Source organism: Ectopseudomonas khazarica (assembly GCF_004521985.1).
In the GTDB taxonomy this organism is placed as follows: Bacteria; Pseudomonadota; Gammaproteobacteria; order Pseudomonadales; family Pseudomonadaceae; genus Aquipseudomonas; species Aquipseudomonas khazarica.
On the sequence record NZ_SBHZ01000004.1, the window covers coordinates 314471 to 339287 of the forward strand.

General features: G+C 65.0%; 21 protein-coding genes and 1 riboswitch. Of the genes, 12 read left to right on the forward strand and 9 right to left on the reverse strand.

What is annotated here, in order from left to right; translation table 11 throughout:
* Positions 1-17 precede the first annotated feature (17 nt).
* The 4 genes from EPK82_RS07075 to EPK82_RS07090 all read right to left on the reverse strand — a co-directional run bounded on the left by EPK82_RS07075 (position 18) and on the right by EPK82_RS07090 (position 5624).
* Positions 18-1181 (reverse strand): phosphoglycerate kinase, encoded by a 1164-nt coding sequence (locus tag EPK82_RS07075; protein WP_037050080.1) that lies wholly within the window; start codon positions 1179-1181, stop codon positions 18-20.
* Positions 1182-1185: 4 nt separating this feature from the next.
* On the reverse strand, positions 1186-2253 hold the full coding sequence (gene epd / locus EPK82_RS07080; RefSeq protein ID WP_037050082.1) for an erythrose-4-phosphate dehydrogenase: 1068 nt from the start codon (positions 2251-2253) through the stop codon (positions 1186-1188).
* 117 nt (positions 2254-2370) lie between these two features.
* Positions 2371-4371, reverse strand: coding sequence for a transketolase (gene tkt / locus EPK82_RS07085; RefSeq protein ID WP_037050084.1), 2001 nt, complete (start codon positions 4369-4371; stop codon positions 2371-2373).
* A gap of 98 nt (positions 4372-4469) precedes the next feature.
* Positions 4470-5624, reverse strand: a complete 1155-nt coding sequence (locus tag EPK82_RS07090; protein WP_134676163.1) for a TDT family transporter — start codon at positions 5622-5624, stop codon at positions 4470-4472.
* A 111-nt stretch (positions 5625-5735) separates the two neighbouring features.
* On the opposite strand from EPK82_RS07090, the gene EPK82_RS07095 reads away from it, so the two are divergent.
* The 4 genes from EPK82_RS07095 to EPK82_RS07110 all read left to right on the forward strand — a co-directional run bounded on the left by EPK82_RS07095 (position 5736) and on the right by EPK82_RS07110 (position 9548).
* Complete coding sequence (locus EPK82_RS07095) at positions 5736-6644, forward strand: LysR family transcriptional regulator (protein WP_134676164.1); 909 nt, start codon at positions 5736-5738, stop codon at positions 6642-6644.
* Between the two features lie 45 nt (positions 6645-6689).
* Positions 6690-7694, forward strand: a complete 1005-nt coding sequence (locus EPK82_RS07100) for an ArsR/SmtB family transcription factor (RefSeq protein ID WP_134676165.1) — start codon at positions 6690-6692, stop codon at positions 7692-7694.
* Positions 7691-8881: a methionine adenosyltransferase gene (metK, locus tag EPK82_RS07105; RefSeq protein ID WP_134676166.1), complete on the forward strand. Its 1191-nt coding sequence runs from the start codon at positions 7691-7693 to the stop codon at positions 8879-8881. The genes EPK82_RS07100 and metK overlap by 4 nt, the downstream gene beginning before the upstream one ends.
* A gap of 271 nt (positions 8882-9152) precedes the next feature.
* Positions 9153-9548 (forward strand): DUF1090 domain-containing protein, encoded by a 396-nt coding sequence (locus EPK82_RS07110; protein ID WP_037050094.1) that lies wholly within the window; start codon positions 9153-9155, stop codon positions 9546-9548.
* On the opposite strand, the gene EPK82_RS07115 is transcribed toward EPK82_RS07110, so the two are convergent.
* The 3 genes from EPK82_RS07115 to EPK82_RS07125 form a co-directional block, all read right to left on the reverse strand.
* Complete coding sequence (locus tag EPK82_RS07115; RefSeq protein WP_037050097.1) at positions 9542-9988, reverse strand: c-type cytochrome; 447 nt, start codon at positions 9986-9988, stop codon at positions 9542-9544. The two genes, EPK82_RS07110 and EPK82_RS07115, sit on opposite strands and share 7 nt — an antisense overlap.
* Before the next feature lie 110 nt (positions 9989-10098).
* The gene (locus tag EPK82_RS07120) at positions 10099-11688 is read right to left on the reverse strand and encodes a methyl-accepting chemotaxis protein (protein WP_134676167.1); all 1590 of its coding nucleotides are present in this window, start codon (positions 11686-11688) and stop codon (positions 10099-10101) included.
* Between the two features lie 146 nt (positions 11689-11834).
* Entirely contained in the window at positions 11835-12299 is a 465-nt protein-coding gene (locus EPK82_RS07125) for an acyl-CoA thioesterase (protein ID WP_279634974.1), read from the reverse strand.
* 183 nt (positions 12300-12482) lie between these two features.
* Positions 12483-12575: riboswitch (S-adenosyl-L-homocysteine riboswitch) on the forward strand.
* A gap of 8 nt (positions 12576-12583) precedes the next feature.
* Here EPK82_RS07125 and ahcY point away from each other — a divergent pair.
* The 5 genes from ahcY (at position 12584) to EPK82_RS07150 (ending at position 19302) form a co-directional block, all read left to right on the forward strand.
* Entirely contained in the window at positions 12584-13990 is a 1407-nt protein-coding gene (gene ahcY, locus EPK82_RS07130) for an adenosylhomocysteinase (protein ID WP_134676168.1), read from the forward strand.
* Positions 13991-14088: 98 nt separating this feature from the next.
* Positions 14089-14934 carry a methylenetetrahydrofolate reductase [NAD(P)H] gene (gene metF / locus EPK82_RS07135; protein WP_037050106.1) on the forward strand — a complete coding sequence of 282 codons (846 nt, stop codon included), beginning with the start codon at positions 14089-14091 and terminating at the stop codon, positions 14932-14934.
* 76 nt (positions 14935-15010) lie between these two features.
* The gene (gene ppnN / locus EPK82_RS07140; RefSeq protein ID WP_037050109.1) at positions 15011-16384 is read left to right on the forward strand and encodes a nucleotide 5'-monophosphate nucleosidase PpnN; all 1374 of its coding nucleotides are present in this window, start codon (positions 15011-15013) and stop codon (positions 16382-16384) included.
* A gap of 68 nt (positions 16385-16452) precedes the next feature.
* Complete coding sequence (locus tag EPK82_RS07145; RefSeq protein WP_134676169.1) at positions 16453-17223, forward strand: substrate-binding periplasmic protein; 771 nt, start codon at positions 16453-16455, stop codon at positions 17221-17223.
* 189 nt (positions 17224-17412) lie between these two features.
* Positions 17413-19302, forward strand: a complete 1890-nt coding sequence (locus EPK82_RS07150; protein ID WP_134676170.1) for a DEAD/DEAH box helicase — start codon at positions 17413-17415, stop codon at positions 19300-19302.
* Positions 19303-19452: 150 nt separating this feature from the next.
* Here the strand turns inward: EPK82_RS07150 and EPK82_RS07155 are convergent, their stop codons facing one another.
* Both EPK82_RS07155 and EPK82_RS07160 read right to left on the reverse strand, forming a co-directional pair.
* Complete coding sequence (locus EPK82_RS07155) at positions 19453-20028, reverse strand: YceI family protein (RefSeq protein WP_037050116.1); 576 nt, start codon at positions 20026-20028, stop codon at positions 19453-19455.
* Positions 20029-20087: 59 nt separating this feature from the next.
* Positions 20088-20633, reverse strand: a complete 546-nt coding sequence (locus EPK82_RS07160) for a cytochrome b (protein ID WP_134676171.1) — start codon at positions 20631-20633, stop codon at positions 20088-20090.
* Between the two features lie 255 nt (positions 20634-20888).
* On the opposite strand from EPK82_RS07160, the gene EPK82_RS07165 reads away from it, so the two are divergent.
* The 3 genes from EPK82_RS07165 to EPK82_RS07175 all read left to right on the forward strand — a co-directional run bounded on the left by EPK82_RS07165 (position 20889) and on the right by EPK82_RS07175 (position 24802).
* Complete coding sequence (locus tag EPK82_RS07165; protein WP_037050121.1) at positions 20889-22292, forward strand: adenosylmethionine--8-amino-7-oxononanoate transaminase; 1404 nt, start codon at positions 20889-20891, stop codon at positions 22290-22292.
* A gap of 85 nt (positions 22293-22377) precedes the next feature.
* Positions 22378-23103, forward strand: a complete 726-nt coding sequence (locus tag EPK82_RS07170; protein WP_134676172.1) for a 16S rRNA (uracil(1498)-N(3))-methyltransferase — start codon at positions 22378-22380, stop codon at positions 23101-23103.
* Between the two features lie 208 nt (positions 23104-23311).
* Positions 23312-24802, forward strand: a complete 1491-nt coding sequence (locus EPK82_RS07175) for an alanine/glycine:cation symporter family protein (RefSeq protein WP_037050126.1) — start codon at positions 23312-23314, stop codon at positions 24800-24802.
* The last annotated feature ends 15 nt before the right edge of the window (positions 24803-24817 follow it).

Consider the following 24817-nt stretch of genomic DNA (forward strand, 5'->3'; position numbering starts at 1 on the left):
ACCCATGACGCGCCGCATCAGGCCTTGGCGCGCGCCTCGAGCACTTCGACGGCCGGCAGGACCTTGCCCTCGACGAACTCGAGGAAGGCACCGCCGCCGGTGGAGATATAGGAGATTTTCTCGGCCACGCCGTACTTGTCGATGGCCGCCAGGGTGTCGCCACCGCCGGCGATGGAGAACGCTGCGCTGTCGGCGATGGCCAGGGCCAGGGCCTTGGTGCCGTTACCGAACTGGTCGAACTCGAACACGCCGACCGGGCCGTTCCACAGGATGGTCTGCGAAGCCTTGAGCATCTCGGCGAACTGCGCGGCGGTCTGCGGGCCGATGTCGAGGATCATGTCGTCCTCGCTCACGTCGGCGACGGCCTTGACCGTGGCCTCGGCATCTTCGGCGAAGGCCTTGGCCACCACCACGTCGACCGGCAGCGGCACGCTGACCTTGGCGGCGATGGCCTTGGCGGTGTCGACCAGATCGGCCTCGTACAGCGACTTGCCCACCGGCAGGCCAGCAGCGGCGAGGAAGGTGTTGGCGATGCCGCCGCCGACGATCAGCGAGTCGCAGATATCGGCCAGGGAGTTGAGCACGTCCAGCTTGGTCGACACCTTGGAACCGGCGACGATGGCCAGCATCGGGCGGGCCGGCTTGTCCAGGGCCTTGCCCAGGGCGTCCAGCTCGGCCGCCAGCAGCGGGCCGGCACAGGCGACCTTGGCAAACTTGGCCACGCCATGGGTCGAGCCCTGGGCGCGGTGGGCGGTGCCGAAGGCATCCATCACGAACACGTCGCACAGGGCCGCGTACTGCTGGGCCAGTTCGTCGCTGTTCTTCTTCTCGCCCTTGTTGAAACGCACGTTCTCCAGCAGCACCAGTTCGCCAGCCTTGACCTCGACACCGCCGAGGTAGTCCTTGACCAGCGGCACGTCGCGGCCGAGCGCCTTGCTCAGGTAGGCCGCCACCGGTGCCAGGCTGTCTTCTTCGCTGTAGACGCCCTCTTCCGGACGGCCCAGGTGCGAGCAGACCAGCACGGCCGCGCCTTTTTCCAGCGCCAGCTTGATGGTCGGCAGGGAAGCGAGGATGCGCGCGTCGCTCTTGACCACGCCATCCTTCACCGGGACGTTGAGGTCTTCGCGAATCAGCACGCGCTTACCGGCGAGGTCGAGGTCGGTCATCTTCAGAACGGTCATGGCATCAGTCCTTCACGGGGGCTGGTTGTACAGAGGAGGTGGATACAGCAAGAAAATGTTCGGCGACATCGAGCATGCGGTTGGCGAAACCCCACTCGTTGTCGAACCAGGCCAGCAGGTTGACCAGGCGCGGGCCGGACACGCGGGTCTGGCTGCCGTCGACGATGGCCGAATGCGGGTCATGATTGAAGTCGCAGCTGGCATGCGGCAGCTCGGTATACGCCAGCAACCCCTTGAGCGGGCCGCTTTCCGCCGCCTGGCGCAGCACGCGGTTGATTTCCTCGGCGGAGGTGTCGCGCGCGGTCTGCAGGGTGATGTCGAGACAGGACACGTTGACCGTCGGCACACGGATGGCCTTGGCCTGGATACGCCCGGCCAGCTCCGGCAGCAGACGCTCGATACCGCGCGCCAGGCCGGTGGACACCGGGATCACCGACTGGAAGGCCGAGCGCGTGCGGCGCAGGTCTTCGTGGTGGTAGGCATCGATAACGGGCTGATCGTTCATCGCCGAGTGGATGGTGGTAATGGAGACGTACTCCAGACCCACCACCTCGTCGAGAAGTTTCAGCAGCGGCACGCCGCAGTTGGTGGTGCAGGACGCATTGGACACCAGGCGCTCGCTGCCATCGAGGCCATCCTGGTTGACCCCATAGACGATGGTGGCGTCGATATCCGCCTCACCGGCCATCGGCTGCGACAGCAGCACGCGTGGCGCACCGGCAGCGATGAAACGCTGCGCCTCGCTACGGGTGACGTACTGCCCGGAGCACTCCAGCAGCAGGTCGATATCCAGCGCGGCCCAGTCGATCGCTTCCGGCTCGCTCTGGCGCAACACCTTCACGCAATCGCCGTTGATGTGCAGGCAGTCGCCGTCGACCTTCACCTCACCCGGGAAACGCCCATGAGTGGAGTCGAAACGGGTCAGGTACTCGATGCTGGCCTGATCGGCCAGGTCATTGAGGGCGACGATTTCCAGGCTCGCCCCATCGCCGCGCTCATGCAGGGCGCGCAGCACGCAGCGACCGATGCGGCCGTAGCCGTTGAGGGCGACGCGAAAAGGACGATTGGACATGGGCGATCTCGATAACGTGGCGACTCCCTCTGCCATTCACTGGAGAGGGCCGGGGAGAGAGCGGCAACGCAACCCTCTCCTCTCAGCCCCCGCACGCGGCGGAGGGAAGTCAGCGGTTCAGGCGTCGAGCAGCTCTTCAGCCGTGGCAACGACGTTGTCGACGGTGAAGCCGAACTCTTCGAACAGAGCGGCAGCCGGCGCCGACTCACCGAAGGTGGTCATGCCGATGATGCGGCCTTCCAGGCCCACGTACTTGTACCAGTAGTCGGCATGCGAGGCCTCGATGGCGATACGCGCACCCACCTCGACCGGCAGCACGGACTGCTTGTAGGCAGCATCCTGCTGGTCGAACACGCTGGTCGACGGCATCGACACCACGCGCACCTTGCGGCCCTTCTCTTCGAGCTTGGCGGCAGCCTGCATGGCCAGGCCGACTTCCGAGCCGGTGGCAACGAGGATCAGTTCCGGCTCGCCAGCGCTGTCCTTGAGCACGTAGCCACCGCGGGCGACATCGGCCAGCTGCTGGGCATCACGTGCCTGGTGCGGCAGGTTCTGGCGGCTGAACACCAGGGCGGACGGGCCGTCGGCGCGTTCGATGGCGTGTTTCCAGGCCACGGCGGACTCGACCGCATCGGCCGGGCGCCAGGTGTCGAGGTTCGGCGTGCCACGCAGGCTGGCCAGCTGCTCGATCGGCTGGTGGGTCGGGCCGTCTTCACCGAGACCGATGGAGTCGTGGGTAAACACGTACAGCACGCGCTGCTTCATCAGTGCGGACATGCGCACGGCGTTGCGGGCGTATTCCATGAAGATCAGGAAGGTCGCGCCATAGGGCACGAAGCCGCCGTGCAGGGCGACACCGTTCATGATCGCGCTCATGCCGAACTCGCGCACGCCATAGAACATGTAGTTGCCGGAAGCGTCCTCGGCGGACACGCCCTTGCAGCCCTTCCACAGGGTCAGGTTGGAGCCGGCCAAGTCAGCCGAGCCACCGAGGAATTCCGGCAGCAGCGGGCCGAAGGCATTCAGTGCGTTCTGGCTGGCCTTGCGGCTGGCGATGGTCTCGCCCTTCTCGGCCACTTCACGCACATAGGCGGCGGCCTTCTCGGCGAAGTCGGCCGGCAGCTCGCCAGCGATGCGGCGCTTGAACTCGGCAGCCAGCTCGGGGAAGGCGGCGGCGTAGGCGGCGAACTTCTCGTTCCAGGCGGCTTCGGCGGCAGCACCGGCGGCCTTGGCGTCCCACTCGGCGTAGATCTCGGCCGGCACTTCGAACGGGCCGTGATTCCAGCCCAGGTTGGCGCGGGTCAGGGCGATTTCGTCATTGCCCAGCGGCGCACCGTGGCACTCTTCCTTGCCGCCCTTGTTCGGCGAACCGAAACCGATGGTGGTCTTGCAGCAGATCAGGGTCGGCTGGTCCACGCTCTTGCGCGCGGTCTCGATGGCCATCTTGATCTCTTCGGCGTCGTGACCGTCAACATTGCGGATCACCTGCCAGCCATAGGCCTCGAAACGCTTCGGCGTGTCGTCGGTGAACCAGCCTTCGACCTCACCGTCGATGGAGATGCCGTTGTCGTCATAGAACGCGACCAGCTTGCCCAGGCCGAGGGTGCCGGCCAGCGAGCAGACTTCATGGCTGATGCCTTCCATCATGCAGCCGTCGCCGAGGAACACATAGGTGTTGTGGTCGACGATGGTGTGACCGTCACGGTTGAACTGCGCGCCCAGCACTTTCTCGGCGATGGCGAAGCCGACGGCGTTGGCGATGCCCTGGCCGAGCGGGCCGGTGGTGGTTTCCACACCCGGGGTGTAGCCGTACTCCGGGTGGCCCGGAGTGCGGCTGTGCAGCTGACGGAAGTTCTTCAGATCATCGATCGACAGGTCGTAGCCGGTCAGGTGCAGCAGCGAGTAGATCAGCATCGAACCATGGCCGTTGGACAGCACGAAGCGGTCACGATCGGCGAAGTTCGGGTTCTGCGGGTTGTGCTTCAGAAAGTCGCGCCACAGCACTTCGGCGATGTCCGCCATGCCCATGGGGGCACCGGGGTGGCCGCTGTTGGCTTTCTGCACGGCATCCATGCTGAGGGCACGAATGGCATTGGCTCGCTCACGACGGCTGGGCATCGCTGAATCTCCTGCGGGGGCTGTTCACGGAAAAAGGCGGCTATTTTCGCCCAGCCGCACCCCGCGGGGCAATGACAGATGGTCGTAGATCCGTCGACTCAGCCAACGCGTTCGCTGAGAACCCCCACCGCAGGGCTGCCCGGCCCACCCAGGCAAGGCGCCTGGAACAGCTCGCCATGCCAGACGCCGGCCAGCGTGCGACTGAATACCAGGCACCACACGCCCAGCAACTGCAGGGCCAGCACCACACCGGCGAAGCTGAAGAAGGCCAGGCCCGTCAGCGCCTGCAGCTCGAAGGTGGCCAGGGCGAACACCCCCAGCGGGAAGGTGAAACCCCACCAGCCGAGATTGAACGGCATGTTGTCGCGAATGTAGTGACGGGTGAAGAGCGTGGCGATCACCAGCCACCACAGGCCCGCGCCCCACAACGCCAGGCCGCCGACCAGGCCGAGGTCACGGGCCAGCTCCGCGGCGCCGGCCAGGGGCGTGCCGGCGAATGCCAGCGGTGCCGCCTGCCCCATGCTGAGCAGGCCCAGGCAGCCGGTGGCCAGCGGGCCCAGCGGCAACCAGCTGGTGGCAGCGAAGTCGGTATCCGGCAGTTTGTGCAGCGCCAGGCGCAGCAGCACCAGCGTGATCAGCGAGAAGGCCAGCGACAGCGACATCCCCCAGAGCACGAAGCCGGCCGCCAGCAGTTGCTGCGCGGCGGCGGCGGAAAGATGCGGGGCCAGGGCGCCCGCCGCGCTGGCCGCCACCTCGGGTGCGACGATAGGTAGCAGCCAGACTGCGGTGAGTTTCTCCAGCGCATGATGCTGACGGGTGAACATCAGATAGGGCACGAGCAGCGCACCGAGCAATGCCAGCGCCGCGTCCAGCCACCACAACGCATGCGCCAGCGCATAGACGCCCTCGCCCCAGCGCGGCACGCCGAACAGCAGCAGCCCCTTGATCAGCACCGCCATGCCCATGGGGATGGCACCGAGAAACATCGACTGCACCGGATGTAGCAGCATGGGCCAGAGCGTGTCGCGGAACAGCGCCAGACGCAGCAGGAATAACAGGCTGAAGAGGACGAACAGACCGACGGCGAAGAACCACAGCCCCTCCGCCAGCATGACCAGGCCCGGCAGATGCCAGGGCAGATGGGCGAGCACCAGCGCCAGAACGCCGGTGCCCATGGTCATGGCGAACCAGTTGGGCGTGAAGTGACGAATGAAGGCGAGCGGTTCGGGTAAACGACTGAAAGGGCGCGACATGAATCGGGTGGTCCCGTGACATGAGTGACGCCGACAAGGTTAAGAACTGGCTTGCCATATTAAAAATACATATTCAGCATCAATGACATACCTTTAATGCATGGATATGCCATGAACCTCCACCACCTCAAGGTGTTCCTCGCCGTCGCCGAAGCCGGCAGCATCAGCGCGGGCGCCGAGCGTCTGCACATCAGCCAGCCAGCGGTCACCCGCGAGATACGCGACCTCGAAGCCAGCCTCGACCTGCGCCTGTTCGACCGCCAGCCGCGCGGCGTGCAACTGACCGAGGGGGGCCGGCGCCTGCTCGACTACGCCCAGCGCATCTTCAATCTGGAGCGCGCCGCAGAGCGCGACCTGCGCGACTTCGCCCAGCTCGGCCAGGGCGAACTGAACCTGGGCGCCAGCGCCACGCTCGGCTCCTACCTGCTGCCATCGCTGATCAGCCGCTTCCGCACCCTGCACCCGCAGATCTTCGTCAGCCTGGAGGTGAGCAACACGGACGTGGTGACCCGCCAGCTGGACGAGGGCCTGGTCAGCCTGGGTTTCGTCGAAGGGCCGTTCGTCCGCAGCGCCTACGCCCACCGGCTGCTGGCGCGCGACGCCCTGCTGCCGGTCGTGGCGCCCCATCACCCACTGGCCAGCAGCGGTCGACTGGCCGCGCGCATGCTGCAGCGCTACCCGCTGTACATGCGCGAACCCGGCTCGGGCGCGCGGGTCAGCATCGAGCAGGCCTATCGCGCCCACGGCCTGGAGCCCGAGGCCAGCATGGCCATCGGCAGCACCGAGGCCCTGAAGCGCCTGCTCGCCGACGGCCAGGGCATCGCCTGGCTGTCGCAGCGTATCGTCGAGCGCGAGTTGGCCAGCGGCGAATTGCGCCACCTCCAGGTGCAGGACCTGCAGATCGAGCGCGACCTGCACGTACTCTGGCGCCAGGGCGCCAGCCTGAGCCCGGCACCCGGGGCCTTCCTGGCCTTGAGCGGCGCCACGGAGCAACCGGACAGCAATATCAAAATATTTTGATATTGCTGTTGCTGTATGAAAAATGACCGACTAGACTGCGCCACCATGACCCTGCGCGCATCCCAGCTGGAATTCGACCCCTGCGACGAGCTCGCCGCCCTGTGCAAGGCCGGCGGCGATCCGCTGCGCCTGAACGTGCTGCGCGCGCTGAGCAACGACTCGTTCGGCGTGCTGGAACTGGCGCAGATCTTCGCCATGGGCCAGTCGGGCATGAGTCACCACCTCAAGGTACTGGCCCAGGCCGGCCTGGTAGCCACCCGCCGCGAAGGCAACGCGATCTTCTATCGCCGTGCGCTGCCCAACGGGCGTCTGCACGCCGCACTGCTGGAAGATATCGACGAACTGCCCGTGCCGACCGACAGGCAGGCGCGGATTGCCGCGGTACACCAGCAGCGCGCCACTGTCAGCCGCGACTTCTTCGCGCGCATGGCCAGCAACTTCCAGGCCCAGCAGGACCTGATCGCCGGCCTGCCGCAGTACCGCGACAGCCTGCTGGCCCTGCTCGACAGCCTGCACTTCGCCCCCGGCGCCACGGCAATGGAAATCGGCCCGGGCGACGGCGCCTTCCTGCCTGAGCTGGCACGCCGTTTCGCCCAGGTCATGGCGCTGGACAACAGCCCGGCCATGCTCGAGCTGGCGAGCCAGCGCTGCGCCAGCGCGGGGCTGGACAACGTCGCGCTGACACTCGGCGATGCCCTGCAGAGCGAGCATGGAGCAGCCGACTGCGTGGTGCTCAACATGGTACTGCACCACTTCGCCACCCCGGCCGAGGCTTTCCGCCAGCTGGCACGGCACGTAAAACCCGGCGGTAGCCTGCTGATCAGCGAGCTGTGCAGCCACGACCAGAGCTGGGCCCGCGAGGCCTGCGGCGATCTCTGGCTAGGCTTCGAGCAGGAGGATCTGTCGCGCTGGGCCAGCGCCGCCGGTCTGCTGCCCGGCGAGAGCCTGTACATCGGCCTGAAAAACGGCTTTCAGATTCAGTTACGCCACTTCGCCCAGCCCCTTGAGCGAGTGGCCTTCAGTTACGGCACAAAAGGAACCCCCCCATGAGCGAATACTCCCTGTTCACCTCCGAGTCCGTGTCCGAAGGACATCCGGACAAGATCGCCGACCAGATCTCCGATGCCGTGCTCGACGCCATCATCACCCAGGACAAGCACGCCCGCGTGGCCGTGGAAACCCTGGTCAAGACCGGTGTCGCCATCGTCGCCGGCGAAGTGACCACCAGCGCCTGGGTCGACCTCGAGCAGATCGTCCGTGACGTGATCAACGGCATCGGCTACACCAGCAGCGAAGTCGGCTTCGACGGCTCCACCTGCGGCGTGCTCAACATCATCGGCAAGCAGTCGGTGGACATCGCCCAGGGCGTCGACCGCTCCAAGCCGGAAGACCAGGGTGCCGGCGACCAGGGCCTGATGTTCGGCTACGCCAGCAACGAGACCGATGTGCTGATGCCGGCGCCGATCCGCTTCTCCCACGCGCTGGTCGAGCGCCAGGCCGAAGCCCGCAAGTCCGGCCTGCTGCCGTGGCTGCGCCCTGATGCCAAGTCCCAGGTCACCTGCCAGTACGAGAACGGCAAGGTCGTCGGCATCGACGCCGTGGTGCTGTCCACCCAGCACAACCCGGACGTGTCGCTGAAGGACCTGCGTGAAGCGGTGATGGAACTGATCATCAAGCACAGCCTGCCGGCTGAACTGCTGCACAAGAACACCCAGTTCCACATCAACCCGACCGGCAACTTCGTCATCGGCGGCCCGGTGGGCGACTGCGGCCTGACCGGGCGCAAGATCATCGTCGACAGCTACGGCGGCATGGCCCGTCACGGCGGCGGCGCCTTCTCCGGCAAGGACCCGTCCAAGGTCGACCGTTCGGCTGCCTACGCCGGCCGCTACGTGGCCAAGAACATCGTCGCCGCCGGCCTCGCCGACCGCTGCGAGATCCAGGTGTCCTACGCCATCGGCGTGGCCCAGCCGACCTCCATCTCGATCAACACCTTCGGCACCCACAAGATCGCCGAAGACAAGATCATCCAGCTGGTACGCGAGGTGTTCGACCTGCGTCCGTACGCCATCACCAAGATGCTCGACCTGCTCCACCCGATGTACCAGGCCACCGCGGCCTACGGCCACTTCGGCCGCACCCCGGAACAGAAGACCGTGGGCGACGACAGCTTCACCACCTTCACCTGGGAGCGTACCGACAAGGTCGAGGCACTGCGCGCCTCTGCCGGCCTGTAACCAGCGCCTGAAGCAAAGCCCCGCCAGCCTCGGCTGTGCGGGGCTTTTTCGTTCCTGACCCGGGCAAACCTCGGGGCACCACAGGATAGAAGCTCAGCCCAGGCCCTTGCCCCCGAGGAGCCCCCTCGTTTCGCGAGACAGGCCCAGCGCCGGCCTGCCGATTCGGAAGCACCCTGCGGATCACTGACCCTGATCAAGGGAGCGGCTCGGCACCGCGAACCTCGTGAGCCATTGGCGGTCACTTCGAGAGAGAGACTCACGAGGAAAGACCATGATTCGCCAAGCCACCGTTCTCGGCCTGATGCTGGTCGCCGGACTGAACGTCACCCCCATCCTGGCCGCCAAACCCGACGGCGACTGCGCCGCCAAGCGTCAGGTCATCCAGGAGAAGATCGAAGCCGCCCGCCAGAACGGCCACTCACACGAGCTGCTGGGCCTGCAGCGCGCGCTGGGCAAGGTCGAGGCGTACTGCGATGACGCCGCGCTGCGCCAGGAGCGCCTGGCCGATGTGAAGGACGCGCGGCAGGAGGTCGAGGAGCGCGAGATGGACCTGCGCGACGCGATGGGCAAGGGCGACCAGGAGAAGATCGGCAAGCGCCAGGCCAAGCTGGCCGAAGCCCGCGCCGAACTGGAACAGGCCGAAGCCGAAGCCCGGTCGCCTCAGTAAGCGCGAAACGCCTTGTGGCAGGCTTCGCAGCTGTCCTCCACCGCCTGCACGGCTGGCTCGAGCTCGGAACGGCGCAACGGCGGTGCGCTGGTCGCCTGGACCAGCGCCGCCGTGGTCTGCTCCAGGTCACGGGCCATCTTCTGGAACTGCTCCTGGCGCTCCCAGACCTCGGGGTTGGCCTTGCTGCGCTCGTCATCGCGCACCTGCGGGAAATGCTGCCAGGGCTCGCGCGACAGGCGGTCCAGCTCGGCAGCGCCCGTGATGAAGCCGGCCTCATCGTAAGGAATGCGCCCCCGCAGCATGCCCCCCAGGTCCTCGCTGACCTTGAGCATTTCCTTGAACAGGGCCTGACGCTTGCCCAGCGGCGAGTTGGGATCGACACCACCACAGGCGGCCAGCGCCATGCAGGCGCAGACGAGCAGCAGTTTCTTCAGCATCATGACGACAGGTTCCAGGCGCAGAAAGGGGCGCCAGTATCGCCACTTGCCAGCACCAGGCCAAGGCACCTGATGTCGCAACACCCGCCAGGCGCCATCTGGTCAGCGGAGGTTCAGGTACTGAAACGCTCGAGCTGCTGGTTCAGTCGCAGCACTTCTCCCTGAATCATCGTGCTGACACCGACCACCTGCTCGACCTCCTCCTGAGTACGCTGAGCCAGCCCGGCAATGTGAGTGATGCGCTGATCGATGTCCTGCGCGACCTGGCTCTGCTGCTCGGAAGCCGTGGCGATCTGAGCATTCATGACATTGATGCTGTCCACCGCCCCCGCGATGGTGCCGAGCACATCGGTGGCCTCACGGATATTGGTCAGATTGCCCTCGGCCAGGGCCGCGCTCTGCTGCATCGCCACCACGGCGTCACGCGCCCCACTCTGCAGACGCTGGATCATCGCCTGGATTTCCCCCGTCGACTGTTGAGTGCGGCTGGCCAGGGTCCGCACCTCGTCGGCAACCACGGCGAAGCCACGTCCGGCTTCACCTGCGCGGGCAGCCTCGATCGCGGCATTGAGCGCCAGCAGGTTGGTTTGCTCGGCAATTCCGGTGATGACTTCGAGCACCCGCCCCACGCCATTGCTTTCCTGCTCCAGGCGCTGCACCTGCTCACTGCTGTGGATCAACTGCGAGGCGAGCCTCGACACCTCGTCGGCCCCTTGCTGGATCACGCCAAGTCCCTGCTGTACGCAACTGTCGGCGTGCCGGGCCGACTGCGCGGCCTCGGCAGCATGGCGCGCCACCTGGGCGACGGTGGCACTCATTTCATTCATGGCCGTGGCAACCTGCTCGATATCCTCGTGCTGCTGACGCACACCGTCGCCGGCCACATTCGCCGCGCCGACCACGCCTTGCACGTCTTCAGCGGTACGCTCGCCGCTGACCTTGACCTCACCGAGAAGCTCGCGCACCTGCGCCTGCATGCGGTTGTAGCCGGCGAAAATACGACCGATCTCGTTGTCGCTCAACTTCCCCATGAGGGTCTTGGTGAAGTCGCCAGAACCTACCCGGGTCAGTGAGTCTTCCACTTCGCGCAAACTCTGCATCAGCGGCCGCAGACCGAACTGCCGCCCCAGCACCACCAGCAGCAGAATGCCGAGCAGGCAGCCGAAGGCCAACAGCATCTGACTGCGCTGCCAGCGCTCGACATGCGCGGACATCAGCCCAACCGCCATGTCCATCTCGCGCAACAGGTCGACCGACTGTTTGCCCAACTGCTTCATGTCCACAGCGCTATCCCCTCCCGCTGCCTGCAACAGAGGCCCCCTGAAGGCTTGCCACAAGTCGCCGACCTTTTGCATCTGCGCCCTGATCTCGGGTGTCGCCAGCACCGCGACCTTGCGCTGCTCATTACCGCTCAGCAGATCGCGATGAGCCTGATCGAACTGGGCCATGGTGGCTTCCAGTGTCGCCATGTCCAGTTGCCCCTGGCGAATCAGCAGGGCCTCCTTGGTCATTTTCTGGCTGAGCATGCGCTGCGCACCGGCAACGTTGATCGTTTCCGGAGAGACCGACAGGCTGAGATAGAGAGCGACGGACGCCACGAACGCCATGGCGAACATCAGCGCATAGGAAAACAGGAACTGGTGATTCAGCGTACGCAGGCCGATGCTGCGCAGAAGCTGATCAAAGAAGGCGCTAGCTGACATGGCGAACTCCTGTCGCGTGCAGAAGCGAACCTCGCCAACCCTCCCTGGCTTGGGAATCCCGGCACCAGAACCCTGGCACCGGAGGGAGGAACGCCATGGCGGGGCGTTCCACTGGTTGCAATCGAACGATCAGACTGGAGCATAGATCACTCTCCAGCCGGCATGGCCTGCCGGAGAGAATTTCCGCCGAACTGTCGGCCCGTGGCGCCAAAGCCAGGGCACTGGGCGCCGAGACGGTCCTTCACATAGGTGATCTCGGTCTTGCCGTGCGGCGCAGGCAACCCATCCTCGCCGAGGTTGACGAAGACCAGCTTGTCGATGGTGAGGATGCTCTTGCGGGTGATCTTGTTGCGTACTTCGCAACGCAGGGTGATCGAGGTGCGGCCGAACTCGCTGGCGGTGATGCCCAGTTCGATGATGTCGCTCTGGCGCGCCGAACTGACGAAGTTGATCTCGGAAATGAACTTGGTGACCACGCGCTGGTTGTCGAGCTGGACGATGGCGTAGATCGCCGCCTCCTCGTCGATCCACTTCAGCAGGCTGCCGCCGAACAGGGTGCCATTGGGGTTGAGATCCTCAGGCTTGATCCACTTGCGGGTATGGAAATTCATGCATGGTTCTCCTTGCCAGGTTGGGCGACCATCATGCACCGCCGTCACCGTGCCTGTCGTGGCAGGCACGGCTATGGTTTCGATAGCCGGGCAAATACGACGGAAAGCCTTGGGCTGTGCCGCACGGGCAGCTATAATTTGCCGGTTACACGCGACCGGCACCGCTCCGGTCGCTCCCGCCACCCGGTCGAGGGGCGCTGCAGCAAATCCGCATCACGCGGTTTTGTCAGGCTCGCCCGGGGCGTTATCCAAACGCATCAACGGCGCCCATTCGCAGACAACGAATGGAGAGTTACTGCATGAGCGCTTTCAACGACTACAAGGTCGCCGATATTTCCCTGGCCGACTGGGGCCGCAAAGAGCTGATCATCGCCGAATCCGAAATGCCGGCACTGATGGGCCTGCGCCGCAAGTACGCCGCCAGCCAACCGCTGAAAGGCGCGAAGATCCTCGGCTGCATCCACATGACCATCCAGACCGGCGTGCTGATCGAGACGCTCACCGCCCTGGGCGCCGAAGTGCGCTGGTCCTCGTGCAACATCTTCTCCACCCAGGACCAGGCCGCTGCTGCCATCGCTGCTGCCGGCATCCCGGTATTCGCCTGGAAGGGCGAGACCGAGGAAGAGTACGAGTGGTGTATCGAGCAGACCATCCTGAAAGATGGCCAGCCGTGGGACGCCAACATGGTGCTGGACGACGGCGGTGACCTGACCGAGATCCTGCACAAGAAATACCCGCAGATGCTCGAGCGCATCCACGGCGTCACCGAAGAGACCACCACCGGTGTGCACCGCCTGCTCGACATGCTCAAGGCCGGCACCCTGAAAGTCCCGGCGATCAACGTCAACGACGCCGTGACCAAGAGCAAGAACGATAACAAGTACGGCTGCCGCCACAGCCTCAACGACGCCATCAAGCGCGGCACCGACCACCTGCTGTCGGGCAAGCAGGCGCTGGTCATCGGCTACGGTGACGTGGGCAAGGGCTCGGCCCAGTCGCTGCGTCAGGAAGGCATGATCGTCAAGGTTTCCGAAGTCGACCCGATCTGCGCCATGCAGGCCTGCATGGACGGCTTCGAGCTGGTATCCCCGTACAAGAACGGCCTCAACGACGGCACCGAGGCCAGCGTCGACGCTGCTCTGCTGGGCAAGATCGACCTGATCGTCACCACCACCGGCAACGTCAACGTGTGTGACGCCGGCATGCTCAAAGCGCTGAAGAAGCGCGCCGTGGTGTGCAACATCGGTCACTTCGACAACGAGATCGACACCGCCTTCATGCGCAAGAACTGGGCCTGGGAAGAGGTCAAGCCGCAGGTGCACAAGATCCACCGCACCGGCGCCGGCAGCTTCGACGCCGCCAACGACGACTACCTGATCCTGCTGGCCGAAGGCCGCCTGGTGAACCTGGGCAACGCCACTGGCCACCCGAGCCGCATCATGGACGGCTCCTTCGCCAACCAGGTGCTGGCGCAGATCTTCCTGTTCGAGCAGAAGTTCGCCGATCTCTCCGCCGAGAAGAAAGCCGAGCGCCTGACCGTGGAAGTGCTGCCGAAGAAACTGGACGAAGAAGTGGCCCTGGAAATGGTCAAGGGCTTCGGCGGCGTAGTCACTCAGCTGACCAAGCAGCAGGCCGACTACATCGGCGTGACCGTGGAAGGTCCGTTCAAGCCCGATACCTACCGCTACTGATCACAGCCACAAGCGGCAAGCCGCAAGCTGCAGGACGGGACCCGTTCCCCCTTGCAGCTTGAGGCTTGCAGCTTGCCGCTGGGAAGGGAACCTTCTCCATGAGTCAAGAACGCCGTTACAGCTTCGAGTTCTTCCCGACCAAGACCGAAGCCGGGCACGAAAAACTGCTGAACGTGGCGCGCCAGCTGGCGAGCTACAACCCCGACTTCTTCTCCTGCACCTATGGTGCCGGGGGCTCCACCCGTGACCGCACGCTGAACACCGTGCTGCAGCTCGACGGCGAAGTGAAGGTGCCGACCGCACCGCACCTGTCCTGCGTCGGCGACAGCAAGGCCGAGCTGCGCGAACTGCTGACCCTGTACAAGGACGCCGGCATCAAGCGCATCGTCGCCCTGCGTGGCGACCTGCCCTCGGGCATGGGCATGGCCAGCGGCGAGCTGCGCTACGCCAACGAGCTGGTCGAGTTCATCCGCAACGAAACGGGCGATCACTTCCACATCGAAATCGCCGCCTACCCGGAAATGCATCCGCAGGCGCGCAACTTCGAGAGCGACATCGCCAACTTCGTGCGCAAGGCCAAGGCCGGCGCCAACAGCGCCATCACCCAGTACTTCTTCAACGCCGACAGCTATTTCCACTTCGTCGAGCGCGTGCAGAAACTGGGCGTCGACCTGCCGATCGTGCCGGGCATCATGCCCATCACCAACTACAGCAAGCTGGCGCGTTTCTCCGACGCCTGCGGCGCGGAGATCCCGCGCTGGGTACGCAAGCAGCTGGAAGCCTACGGCGATGACGTCGAAAGCATCCAGGCCTTCGGCCAACAGGTGATCAGCGAGATGTGCGAACGCCTGCTCGACGGTGGCGCACCGGGCCTGCACTTCTATACGCTGAACCAGGCCGACCCCAGCCTGGCCATCTGGAACAACCTCAAACTGCCACGCTGAGGCAGTTCACCCGCAGGCTGCCTTCGGGCAGCCTGCTCGCGTCACACCCCGCCTTGCCGCCGAAGGATCGCCTGCCATGCTCAAACGCTCCACGATCAATGCCTCAGTCAGCCCCAAGGGCAGCCTGGAAACGCTCTCGCAACGCGAGGTGCAGCAACTGCGTGAAACCGGTTCGGGCAGCGTCTATCGCCTGTTCCGCCAATGTGCACTGGCAATCCTCAACACCGGCTCGCACAGCGACAACGCCAAGACCATCCTCGAGGCATACCCGGATTTCGAGGTGAAGATCCACCAGCAGGATCGCGGCATTCGCCTGGAACTGCTGAACGCTCCCGCCGACGCCTTCGTCGATGGCGAGATGATCGCCAGCACCCGTGAAATGCTCTTCAGCGCCCTGCGCGACATCGTCTACACGCAGAGCGAGCTGGAGAACAAGCGCATCGACCTGGACAGTTCGGAAGGCATCACCGACTACGTCTTCCACCTGCTGCGCAACGCTCACACACTGCGCAGTGGCGTCGAACCGAAGATGGTGGTGTGCTGGGGCGGACACTCGATCAGCTCCGAGGAGTACAAGTACACCAAGAAGGTCGGTCATGAGCTGGGCCTGCGCGGCCTGGACATCTGCACCGGTTGCGGCCCCGGCGTGATGAAGGGGCCGATGAAGGGCGCCACCATCAGCCACGCCAAGCAGCGCAACCTCACCGGCCGCTACCTGGGCCTGACCGAGCCGGGCATCATCGCGGCGGAAGCACCGAACCCCATCGTCAACGAGCTGGTGATCCTGCCGGATATCGAAAAACGCCTGGAAGCGTTCGTGCGCGTCGGGCACGGCATCATCATCTTCCCGGGCGGCGCCGGCACCGCCGAGGAGTTCCTTTACCTGCTGGGCATCCTCACCCACCCGGACAACCAGGACCTGCCCTTCCCGGTCATCCTCACCGGGCCGAAGAGCGCCAGCACCTATCTGCAGCAGCTGCACGACTTCATCGGCGCGACCCTCGGCGAAGCCGCGCAGCAGCGCTATCGCATGATCGTCAACGATCCGGCCGAGGTGGCCCGCGAGATGGCGGTCGGGATCAAGGCCGTGCGCCAGTTCCGCCGGGAACGCAACGACGCCTTCCACTTCAACTGGCTGCTGAAGATCGACGAGAGTTTCCAGCATCCGTTCGAGCCGACCCACGACGCCATGGCCAGCCTCAACCTGACCCGCGAGCAGCCGCTGCATCATCTCGCGGCCAATCTGCGTCGGGCCTTCTCCGGCATCGTCGCGGGCAACGTCAAGGAAAACGGCATTCGCCTGATCGAAGAGAACGGCCCTTACGAGATCAAGGGTGACGCCAGCATCATGGCGCCCCTGGACCGACTGCTGCAGGCCTTCGTCGAACAGCACCGGATGAAGCTGCCCGGTGGCACGGCCTACGAGCCCTGCTACCGCGTCGTGTCCTGAACGCGCCTGCCGGGGCGCACCCTTGCTGCGCCCCAGCCCCCTTGCCGAAGGGGGACTATGCTTAAGCCATGAGAGCAGTCGTACGCGTCGTCATTGGCCTGCAGCTGATGTGCTGCGTGGCCCTCGGCCTACGGGCCGAACCCTTGCGCCTGGTCACCGAGGCGTGGCCGCCTTATGTCTACGAGGAAAACGGCCAGCCGACCGGGCTCGACTACGAAATCACCCGCGAGGTGCTGCGCCGTCTGGGCCGCGAGATGCAGCTGCAGTTCATGCCCTGGAAGCGCTGCCTGCTGGCCATGCAGCAAGGGCAGGCCGACGGTATCCTGGACGTCTTCTACCACCCGTCGCGCGAGGCCAGCATGCAGTTCGCCTCGGAGCCGCTGAGCGACATCGAGTTCGTGCTGTTCTACTCGCGCAGCCGGCCCTTCCGCTATCGCCACATCGACGACCTGCGCGGCCTGGTGATCGGCATCTCCCCTGGCTACTGGTACAACGACGAGGCGTTTCGCACCGCGCAGACCTTCCGTCGCGAGGAAGGCCCCAGTCACGAGGCCAACATCGGCAAGCTGGCACGCCACCGTGTCGATCTGGTGGTGAACGATCGTCGCACCGGTATCTTCCTGGCCAGCCGCCTGGGGCTGGGCCGCAAGATCAGCTACAACGCGACGCCGGTCGGCCATGACCATCTCTACCTGGCGCTGGCCAGGACAGCGGAGTTGCGCGCCCTGGCCCAGGCCTTCAGCGAGGAACTGCGCCGTTTCAAGGCCGAGCCGGCCTATGCCGAGCTGCAGGCGCGCTACGCCGAATTGTCCGGCGCCGACGAAGTCTCCGCGCCGTGAACCAGCCGACAGGCTGGTAGATGCGCAACGCGCAAGCTCTGTTATACTCGGGCCTTCCCGCCAGGCTTGCGCCCGGATGCTGGTTCTCGGAAGCCAGCAGTACCGGACGGGATCATGCCCCCCACGCGTGATTCAAGCCAGGCAATATCACCCCATAGGGCCACGCCCTCACTACGTACAGGATTGCCCATGTCCTTTGCTTCCCTCGGTCTCTCCGAGGCTCTAGTCCGTGCGATCGAATCCGCCGGCTATACCCAGCCCACTCCGGTGCAACAGCGGGCCATTCCCGCCGTGTTGCAAGGTCGCGATCTGATGGTGGCGGCCCAGACGGGCACGGGCAAGACTGCAGGTTTCGCCCTGCCGATTCTCGAACGCCTGTTCCCGGCCGGCCATCCGGACCGCGAACAGCGCCATGGCCCGAAGCAACCGCGCGTGCTGGTGCTGACGCCCACCCGCGAGCTGGCTGCCCAGGTGCATGACAGCTTCAAGATCTACGCCCGCGACCTGAAGTTCGTCAGCGCCTGCATCTTCGGTGGCGTCGGCCTGAACCCGCAGGTCCAGGCACTGGCCAAGGGCGTCGACGTACTCGTCGCCTGCCCCGGCCGCCTGCTCGACCTCGCCGGCCAGGGCAGCGTGGACCTTTCCCACGTGGAAATCCTGGTACTGGACGAAGCCGACCGCATGCTCGACATGGGCTTCATCCATGACGTCAAGAAGGTGCTCGCGCGCCTGCCGGCGCAGCGCCAGAACCTGCTGTTCTCGGCGACCTTCTCCAAGGACATCACCGATCTCGCCGGCAAGCTGCTGCACAATCCCGAGCGCATCGAGGTCACGCCGCCGAACACCACCGTCGAGCGCATCGAGCAGCGTGTGTTCCGCCTGGCCGCCAGTCACAAGCGCGCACTGCTTGCGCACCTGATCACTCAGGGTGCCTGGGAACAGGTACTGGTGTTCACCCGTACCAAGCACGGCGCCAATCGCCTGGCCGAATACCTCGACAAGCATGGCCTGCCGGCTGCCGCGATCCACGGCAACAAGAGCCAGAACGCCCGCACCAAGGCCCTGGCCGACTTCAAGGCGAACAAGGTACGCATACTGGTCGCCACCGATATCGCCGCCCGCGGCCTGGACATCGACCAACTGCCGCACGTGGTCAACTTCGAGCTGCCCAACGTCGAGGAGGACTACGTTCACCGCATCGGCCGCACCGGCCGTGCCGGACGTAGCGGCGAGGCCATCTCGCTGGTCGCCCCGGACGAGGAGAAGCTGCTCAAGAGCATCGAGCGCATGACCAAGCAGAAGATCCCCGATGGCGATCTGATGGGCTTCGATGCCAGCACCGTGGAGGCCGAGCGCCCCGAGGCGCGCGAACCACGCCAGCCGCGCAACGCCGGCCAGAAGAAACAGAAGGCCGAGTCCGGCGCCAAGCCCAAGGGCGAGCACCAGAACGGCGGCCGCAAGGACAAGGGCAAGGACGGCGGCAAGGATCAGAAGGCCAAGCCGCAGGGGCAGAAGCGCCGCCGCGGACAACGCGATGACACGGGCCAGGGCCAGCCCGCAGCGGCGATTCCCGCCCTGCCGCCAGATCGTGACCCGGAAGAGTTCCTCGACGACGATATCGACAATTTCGGCAACCGCGTCGACTACGTCAGCCCGGTCCAGAACAAGCAACAGGGGCGTGGCCGTCGTTCGAGCGGCACCCCTGGCAACGGCGGTACCCAGCAGGGTCAAGGCCAGCGCCAGAGCAACAAGGGCCCGCGCAACAACAATGGCGCCGGCGCCGGCAATGGCGCCAACAAGAACCGTCGCCAGGGCAATGGCCAGGGCCAGGGGCGCAACGGTGCCAACCGTGGCCGTGGCCGCGCTGCCCATGACGGCCGCGTCACCTCGCTCGACCGCGACGAGCTGCCGCGTGCAGAGGCTGCCGTGCGCAGCCCGCGCGACAAGCAGCCAGTCATCGTGCACAAGAGTTCGCGCCTGGACCGTTTCCCCACGGCCGAGCAACTCGATGAGCTGAGCAACAGCAACCGCCCTCGCGGCGAGAAGCCGGCACTGCTGACGCGCAACCGCGACGAGTGAGCGCCGACGCAGCAACAAAAACGCCGCCCCTGAGGGCGGCGTTTTCGTTTAGGGGAAAAGGCGAGTGGATAACCACCCCTCTCCCCTCTGGCCTCTTTCCCATGAATGGGAGAGGGTCATCAGACGGCCGCTGGCTGGCGGCCGCCTTCCTTACTGGCGAACGCCTTCGATCGAAATGATCAGCTCGACGGTCTCCGAAGCCGGGCCGAGGTCCATGGCGATGTCGAAGTCCTTCAGCTTCAGGGTCGTGGTGCCTTCGAAACCGGCGCGGTAGCCGCCCCACGGGTCCTTGCCTTCACCGATGAACTTGGCCGCGATCACCACCGGCTTGGTCACGCCGTTGAGGGTCAGGTTGCCGGTGACATCAGCGGTGCCTTCGCCGGTGGACTTGACCGAGGTGGACTCGAAGGTCGCGGTGTCGTGCTTGCTGGCATTGAGGAAGTCGGCACTGCGGATGTGCTTGTCGCGCTCGGCGTGGTTGGTGTCGACGCTGGCGGTCTTCAGGCTCACGCTGACCTTGCTGGCCTCGGGGTTGGCGGCGTCGAAGCTGAACTTGCCGTCGAAATCCTTGAAGGTGCCGTACAGCCAGCTGTAGCCCAGGTGGCTGATCTTGAAGTTGACGAAGGCATGCTGGCCTTGCTTGTCGATGGCATAGTCGGCCGCCATGGCCTGCCCGCCGATCAGGGCGGAACCCATAACCAGTGCAGCGAGGGCATTCTTCAACATGGGTGTTCTCCTTGCGAGGTTGTCGATCTAGGTGGGCCTTGGCCCGATGATGAATAGCTTCAGCGCCCGAACATCCGCAGCAGGGTGCTGTCGCGGTCGATGAAATGGTGCTTGAGTGCGGCCAGGCCGTGCACGACCGCGAAGATCACCAGGCCCCAGGCCAGGTATTCGTGGATATCACCGGCGATATCTTCCTGGTGCTCGATGCCCGTCAGGGTGGCGGGCACGCTGAACAGCCCGAATACCTCGATACCACGGCCATCCGCGGTGGAAATCAGGTAACCGGAGAGCATCACGCCGAACAGGCCCAGGTAGAGCGCGGCATGGCCCAGCCTGGAGGCCAGGCGGGTGAGCGCGCCATGGTTCTCCAGCGCCGCTGGCGCCGGGTTGAACAGGCGCCACAACACGCGCAGCAGCATGGTCGCGAACAGCAGGATGCCGATGCTCTTGTGCAGGTCCGGCGCACTCTGGCGCCAGGGGTCGTAATAGCTGAGCCCGACCATCCAGAAACCGAGGGCGAAGAGGCCGAACACGGCCAACGCCACCAACCAGTGCAACAGCACGCTGACCAGACCGTAACGAGCAGAGGTATTACGCCATTGCATGGGGACTTCCTGATTCAATTTCCGAGCAAGACTAACGGCAAATATATCGATTTAAAGCGGAAAATTTCGCTATGAAACATCGAGAAATGCGATAGCTAATTTCCATGCCTTCAAGCCGATCGGATTAGTGCGCCGCCGCTGCCGCAAAGTTCGCAAGTATGGCTACAGGCGGCGCAAAACACCGGACCAGCGGCAGTTTCCATCCCCGCGCGCGCCTTCTGGTAGGCTGTGCCGCCGAACAGCGGGAGATTTCTCATGAGCCAGAACGACCATTGGATGCAGCGCGACCTCGACGTGCTGTGGCACCCCTGCACCCAGATGAAGGATCACGAACGCCTGCCGCTCATCCCCATCCGCCGCGGCAAAGGCGTCTGGCTGGAGGACTTCGACGGCAAGCGCTATCTGGATGCGGTCAGCTCCTGGTGGGTCAACGTCTTCGGCCACGCCAACCCGCGCATCAACGCGCGCATCCGCGAGCAACTGGACAGCCTCGAGCACGTGATGCTGGCCGGCTTCAGCCATGAACCGGTGGTGGAGCTGTCCGAGCGCCTGGTGCGCCTCACGCCCGCGGGCCTGAACCGGGTGTTCTACGCCGACAACGGTTCCTCGGGCATCGAGGTGGCGCTGAAGATGAGCTTCCACTACTGGCTCAACAGCGGTGCACCGGCCAAGAAGCGCTTCGTCACCCTGACCAACAGCTACCACGGCGAAACGGTCGCGGCGATGTCGGTGGGCGATGTGTCGCTGTTCACCGACACCTACCGCGCCCTGTTGCTCGACACCCTCAAGGTGCCGACCCCTGACTGCTACCTGCGTCCCGAGGGCGTGAGCTGGGAAGCGCACTCGCGCAGCATGTTCGCCCACATGGAACAGACCCTGGCCGAGCATCACCACGAAGTCGCTGCGGTGATCGTCGAGCCCCTGATCCAGGGCGCCGGCGGCATGCGCATGTACCACCCGGTCTATCTCGAGCTGCTGCGTGACGCCTGCAACCGCTACGGCGTGCACCTGATCGTCGACGAGATCGCCGTGGGGTTCGGCCGTACCGGGACGATGTTCGCCTGCGAACAGGCCAACATCACCCCGGACTTCATGGTGCTGTCCAAGGCGCTCACCGGCGGCTACCTGCCAATGGCCGCCGTACTCACCACCGACGATGTCTACGCGGCGTTCTACGACGACTACGCGACCCTGCGCGCCTTCCTCCATTCGCACACCTACACCGGCAACCCGCTGGCCTGTGCGGCGGCGCTGGCGACCCTGGACATCTTCGAGCAGGACAACGTGATCGAGGCCAACAAGGCCCTCGCCACGCGCATGGCCAGCGCCACCGCGCACCTGGCCGAACACCCGCACGTCGCCGAGATCCGCCAGACCGGCATGGCCCTGGCCATCGAGATGGTGCAGGACAAGGCCAGCAAGACCGCCTACCCCTGGCAGGAGCGACGTGGCCTGCGCGTCTATCAGCATGCCCTGCAGCGTGGCGCGCTGCTGCGTCCGCTGGGCAGCGTGGTGTACTTCCTGCCGCCCTACGTGATCACCCCCGAGGAAATCGACTTCCTCGCCGAGGTGGCCAGCGAGGGGATCGATATCGCCACCCGTGAATCGGTCAGCGTGGCGGTGGACAATCGCTTCCCCGATCACCGCGATCCAGGCTAGCGACGACGGCCAGCGGCAAGTAACAGCGCAGAGGCGCAGTGCTTTACACTTGCCGCTTCGAACTCGTCGCTCAGTAGCTATTCATATGCGCCTATCCCGCTTCTTCATCGACGCCCCGCTCTCCCTCGGCCAGCACGAGCTGCCCGAGGCCCAGGCGCACTACATCGGCCGGGTGCTGCGTCATGCCGTGGGCGATGCCGTGCAGCTGTTCGACGGCAGTGGCCGCGAGTACCTGGGCGAGCTGATCGAGGTGGGCAAGAAAAGCGTGCGCGTGGAGCTGCGCGAGGCGCTCGATGGCCTGGCCGAGTCCGCGCTGCGCATTCACCTCGGGCAAGGCCTGTCACGCGGCGAACGCATGGACTGGGCGATCCAGAAAGCCACCGAGATGGGCGCGACAGAAATCACCCCCATCGTCTCGACGCGCTGCGAAGTGCGCCTGAAGGACGAACGAGCCGACAAGCGCATGGCCCACTGGCGCCAGGTGGCGATCAGCGCCTGCGAACAGTGCGGGCGCTCGGTGCTGCCGGTGATCCACCCACCACTGGAGCTGGCCGCCTGGCTGCAACAGACCGAAGCCGATCTGAAGCTGGTGCTGCACCCGGTCGCCGCACCGCTGCAGAGCCATGAGCGGCCAGACGATCTGGCCTTCCTGATCGGGCCGGAAGGCGGCCTGAGCGATGCGGAAGTGGAGCAGGCCATGCACGCCGGCTTCCACGCAGCACGCCTGGGACCGCGTGTTCTGCGCACGGAAACGGCGCCAGTGGTGGCTCTGAGCGTCGCCCAGCAGCTGTGGGGCGACCTCCAGGCGTAAAATGTCGCCTTGGCGTAACAAAATGTGACCTCAAGAGATTGCAAGCCGAGCAGTCTTTGTCATGCTCTGCGCGCCGCGTGCGCGACCTGCTTTACCAGCGACCTGCGCCCGGCCGAGGCCGGCGCCCCGCTGCGTCGTTCCTCTTCCAATAACAAATCAACGGGCTTCGGCCCCGCCCAAAAGGCGGCCGCATGCCCAGGAGCATTGCATGAACGAACTGGTCTCGACCCTCAACGGTCTGGTCTGGAGCCCGGCGCTGATCTATCTATGTCTCGGCGTTGGTCTCTACTTCTCCCTTCGCGGCCGCTTCCTCCAGGTCCGCCACTTCAAAGAAATGATCCGCCTGATGTTCACCGGCAAGACCGATGAGCACGGCATCTCCTCCTTCCAGGCCCTGACCATGACCCTCGCCGGTCGCGTCGGTACCGGTAACATCGCCGGTGTGGCCACCGCCATCACCTTCGGCGGCCCGGGTGCGATCTTCTGGATGTGGATGGTTGCCTTCCTCGGCGCCAGCTCGGCGTTCGTCGAGTCCACCCTCGGCCAGGTGTACAAGGAAAAGCTCAACGGTGAATACCGTGGTGGCCCGGCCTTCTACATCGAGAAGGGCCTGGGTCTGAAGTGGTACGCCTGGCTGTTCGCCGTGGTCACCGTGTTCGCCTGCGGCCTGCTGCTGCCGGGCGTACAGGCCAACTCCATCGCCTCCAGCGCGCAAACCGCATTCGGCATCGACCCGAACGTGACCGCTGCCCTGCTCGCCGTCCTGATCGGCCTGATCATCTTCGGTGGCGTCAAGCGTATCGCCCACTTCACCCAGGTGGTGGTGCCGTTCATGGCGCTGGGCTACATCCTGGTCGCCCTGGTGATCATCCTGCTGAACATCGAAAAGCTGCCGGAAGTGATCGCTCTGATCTTCCGTAGCGCCTTCGGCCTCGAAGCCGGTTTCGGTGCCATCATCGGCATGGCTATCCAGTGGGGCGTGAAGCGCGGCGTCTACTCCAACGAAGCAGGTCAGGGCACCGGCCCGCACGCCTCCTCCGCGGCAGCCGTCAGCCACCCGGCCAAGCAGGGCCTGGTACAGGGCTTCTCGGTCTACATCGACACCCTGTTCGTCTGCTCGGCGACTGCCTTCATGCTGCTGATCACCGGTCAGTACAACGTACAGGCTCCCGATGGCAGCGCGCTGTTCACCGGTATCGCTGGCGTCGCCGCCGGCCCGGGCTACGTGCAGACCGCGATGGAGAACATGATGCCCGGCTTCGGTAACGCCTTCGTTGCCATCGCCCTGTTCTTCTTCGCCTTCACCACCATCCTGGCCTACTACTACATCGCCGAAACCAACATTGCCTACATCAACCGCAAGGTGAAGCGCCCGATCCTCACCCTGCTGCTGAAGTTCGGCATCATCGCGGCCACCGTATACGGCACCGTGCGCAGCGCCACCGTTGCCTGGGACCTGGGTGACCTCGGCGTGGGCCTGATGGCCTGGCTGAACATCATCGCCATCGTGCTCATGCACAAGATTGCCTACAAGTGCCTGAAGGACTACGAGCAACAGCAGGACGAAGGCAAGGACCCGGTGTTCCACCCGGAAAAACTCGGCATCAAGAACGCCGACTACTGGGGTAGCCACACCTCGGAAGACAATCTGCAAGAAGAAAAGAAAGCCGAAGCTGCAGAGGCTAACGCGCAGCGCTGATTGCGCTCGCTAACG

Excerpts from the sequence above, each read along its gene's own strand:
- EPK82_RS07075 (WP_037050080.1), bottom strand. The coding sequence starts at position 1,181 with ATGACCGTTCTGAAGATGACCGACCTCGACCTCGCCGGTAAGCGCGTG.
- epd (WP_037050082.1), bottom strand. The coding sequence starts at position 2,253 with ATGTCCAATCGTCCTTTTCGCGTCGCCCTCAACGGCTACGGCCGCATC.
- tkt (WP_037050084.1), bottom strand. The coding sequence starts at position 4,371 with ATGCCCAGCCGTCGTGAGCGAGCCAATGCCATTCGTGCCCTCAGCATG.
- EPK82_RS07090 (WP_134676163.1), bottom strand. The coding sequence starts at position 5,624 with ATGTCGCGCCCTTTCAGTCGTTTACCCGAACCGCTCGCCTTCATTCGT.
- EPK82_RS07095 (WP_134676164.1), top strand. The coding sequence starts at position 5,736 with ATGAACCTCCACCACCTCAAGGTGTTCCTCGCCGTCGCCGAAGCCGGC.
- EPK82_RS07100 (WP_134676165.1), top strand. The coding sequence starts at position 6,690 with ATGACCCTGCGCGCATCCCAGCTGGAATTCGACCCCTGCGACGAGCTC.
- metK (WP_134676166.1), top strand. The coding sequence starts at position 7,691 with ATGAGCGAATACTCCCTGTTCACCTCCGAGTCCGTGTCCGAAGGACAT.
- EPK82_RS07110 (WP_037050094.1), top strand. The coding sequence starts at position 9,153 with ATGATTCGCCAAGCCACCGTTCTCGGCCTGATGCTGGTCGCCGGACTG.
- EPK82_RS07115 (WP_037050097.1), bottom strand. The coding sequence starts at position 9,988 with ATGATGCTGAAGAAACTGCTGCTCGTCTGCGCCTGCATGGCGCTGGCC.
- EPK82_RS07120 (WP_134676167.1), bottom strand. The coding sequence starts at position 11,688 with ATGTCAGCTAGCGCCTTCTTTGATCAGCTTCTGCGCAGCATCGGCCTG.
- EPK82_RS07125 (WP_279634974.1), bottom strand. The coding sequence starts at position 12,299 with ATGAATTTCCATACCCGCAAGTGGATCAAGCCTGAGGATCTCAACCCC.
- ahcY (WP_134676168.1), top strand. The coding sequence starts at position 12,584 with ATGGAGAGTTACTGCATGAGCGCTTTCAACGACTACAAGGTCGCCGAT.
- metF (WP_037050106.1), top strand. The coding sequence starts at position 14,089 with ATGAGTCAAGAACGCCGTTACAGCTTCGAGTTCTTCCCGACCAAGACC.
- ppnN (WP_037050109.1), top strand. The coding sequence starts at position 15,011 with ATGCTCAAACGCTCCACGATCAATGCCTCAGTCAGCCCCAAGGGCAGC.
- EPK82_RS07145 (WP_134676169.1), top strand. The coding sequence starts at position 16,453 with ATGAGAGCAGTCGTACGCGTCGTCATTGGCCTGCAGCTGATGTGCTGC.
- EPK82_RS07150 (WP_134676170.1), top strand. The coding sequence starts at position 17,413 with ATGTCCTTTGCTTCCCTCGGTCTCTCCGAGGCTCTAGTCCGTGCGATC.
- EPK82_RS07155 (WP_037050116.1), bottom strand. The coding sequence starts at position 20,028 with ATGTTGAAGAATGCCCTCGCTGCACTGGTTATGGGTTCCGCCCTGATC.
- EPK82_RS07160 (WP_134676171.1), bottom strand. The coding sequence starts at position 20,633 with ATGCAATGGCGTAATACCTCTGCTCGTTACGGTCTGGTCAGCGTGCTG.
- EPK82_RS07165 (WP_037050121.1), top strand. The coding sequence starts at position 20,889 with ATGAGCCAGAACGACCATTGGATGCAGCGCGACCTCGACGTGCTGTGG.
- EPK82_RS07170 (WP_134676172.1), top strand. The coding sequence starts at position 22,378 with ATGCGCCTATCCCGCTTCTTCATCGACGCCCCGCTCTCCCTCGGCCAG.
- EPK82_RS07175 (WP_037050126.1), top strand. The coding sequence starts at position 23,312 with ATGAACGAACTGGTCTCGACCCTCAACGGTCTGGTCTGGAGCCCGGCG.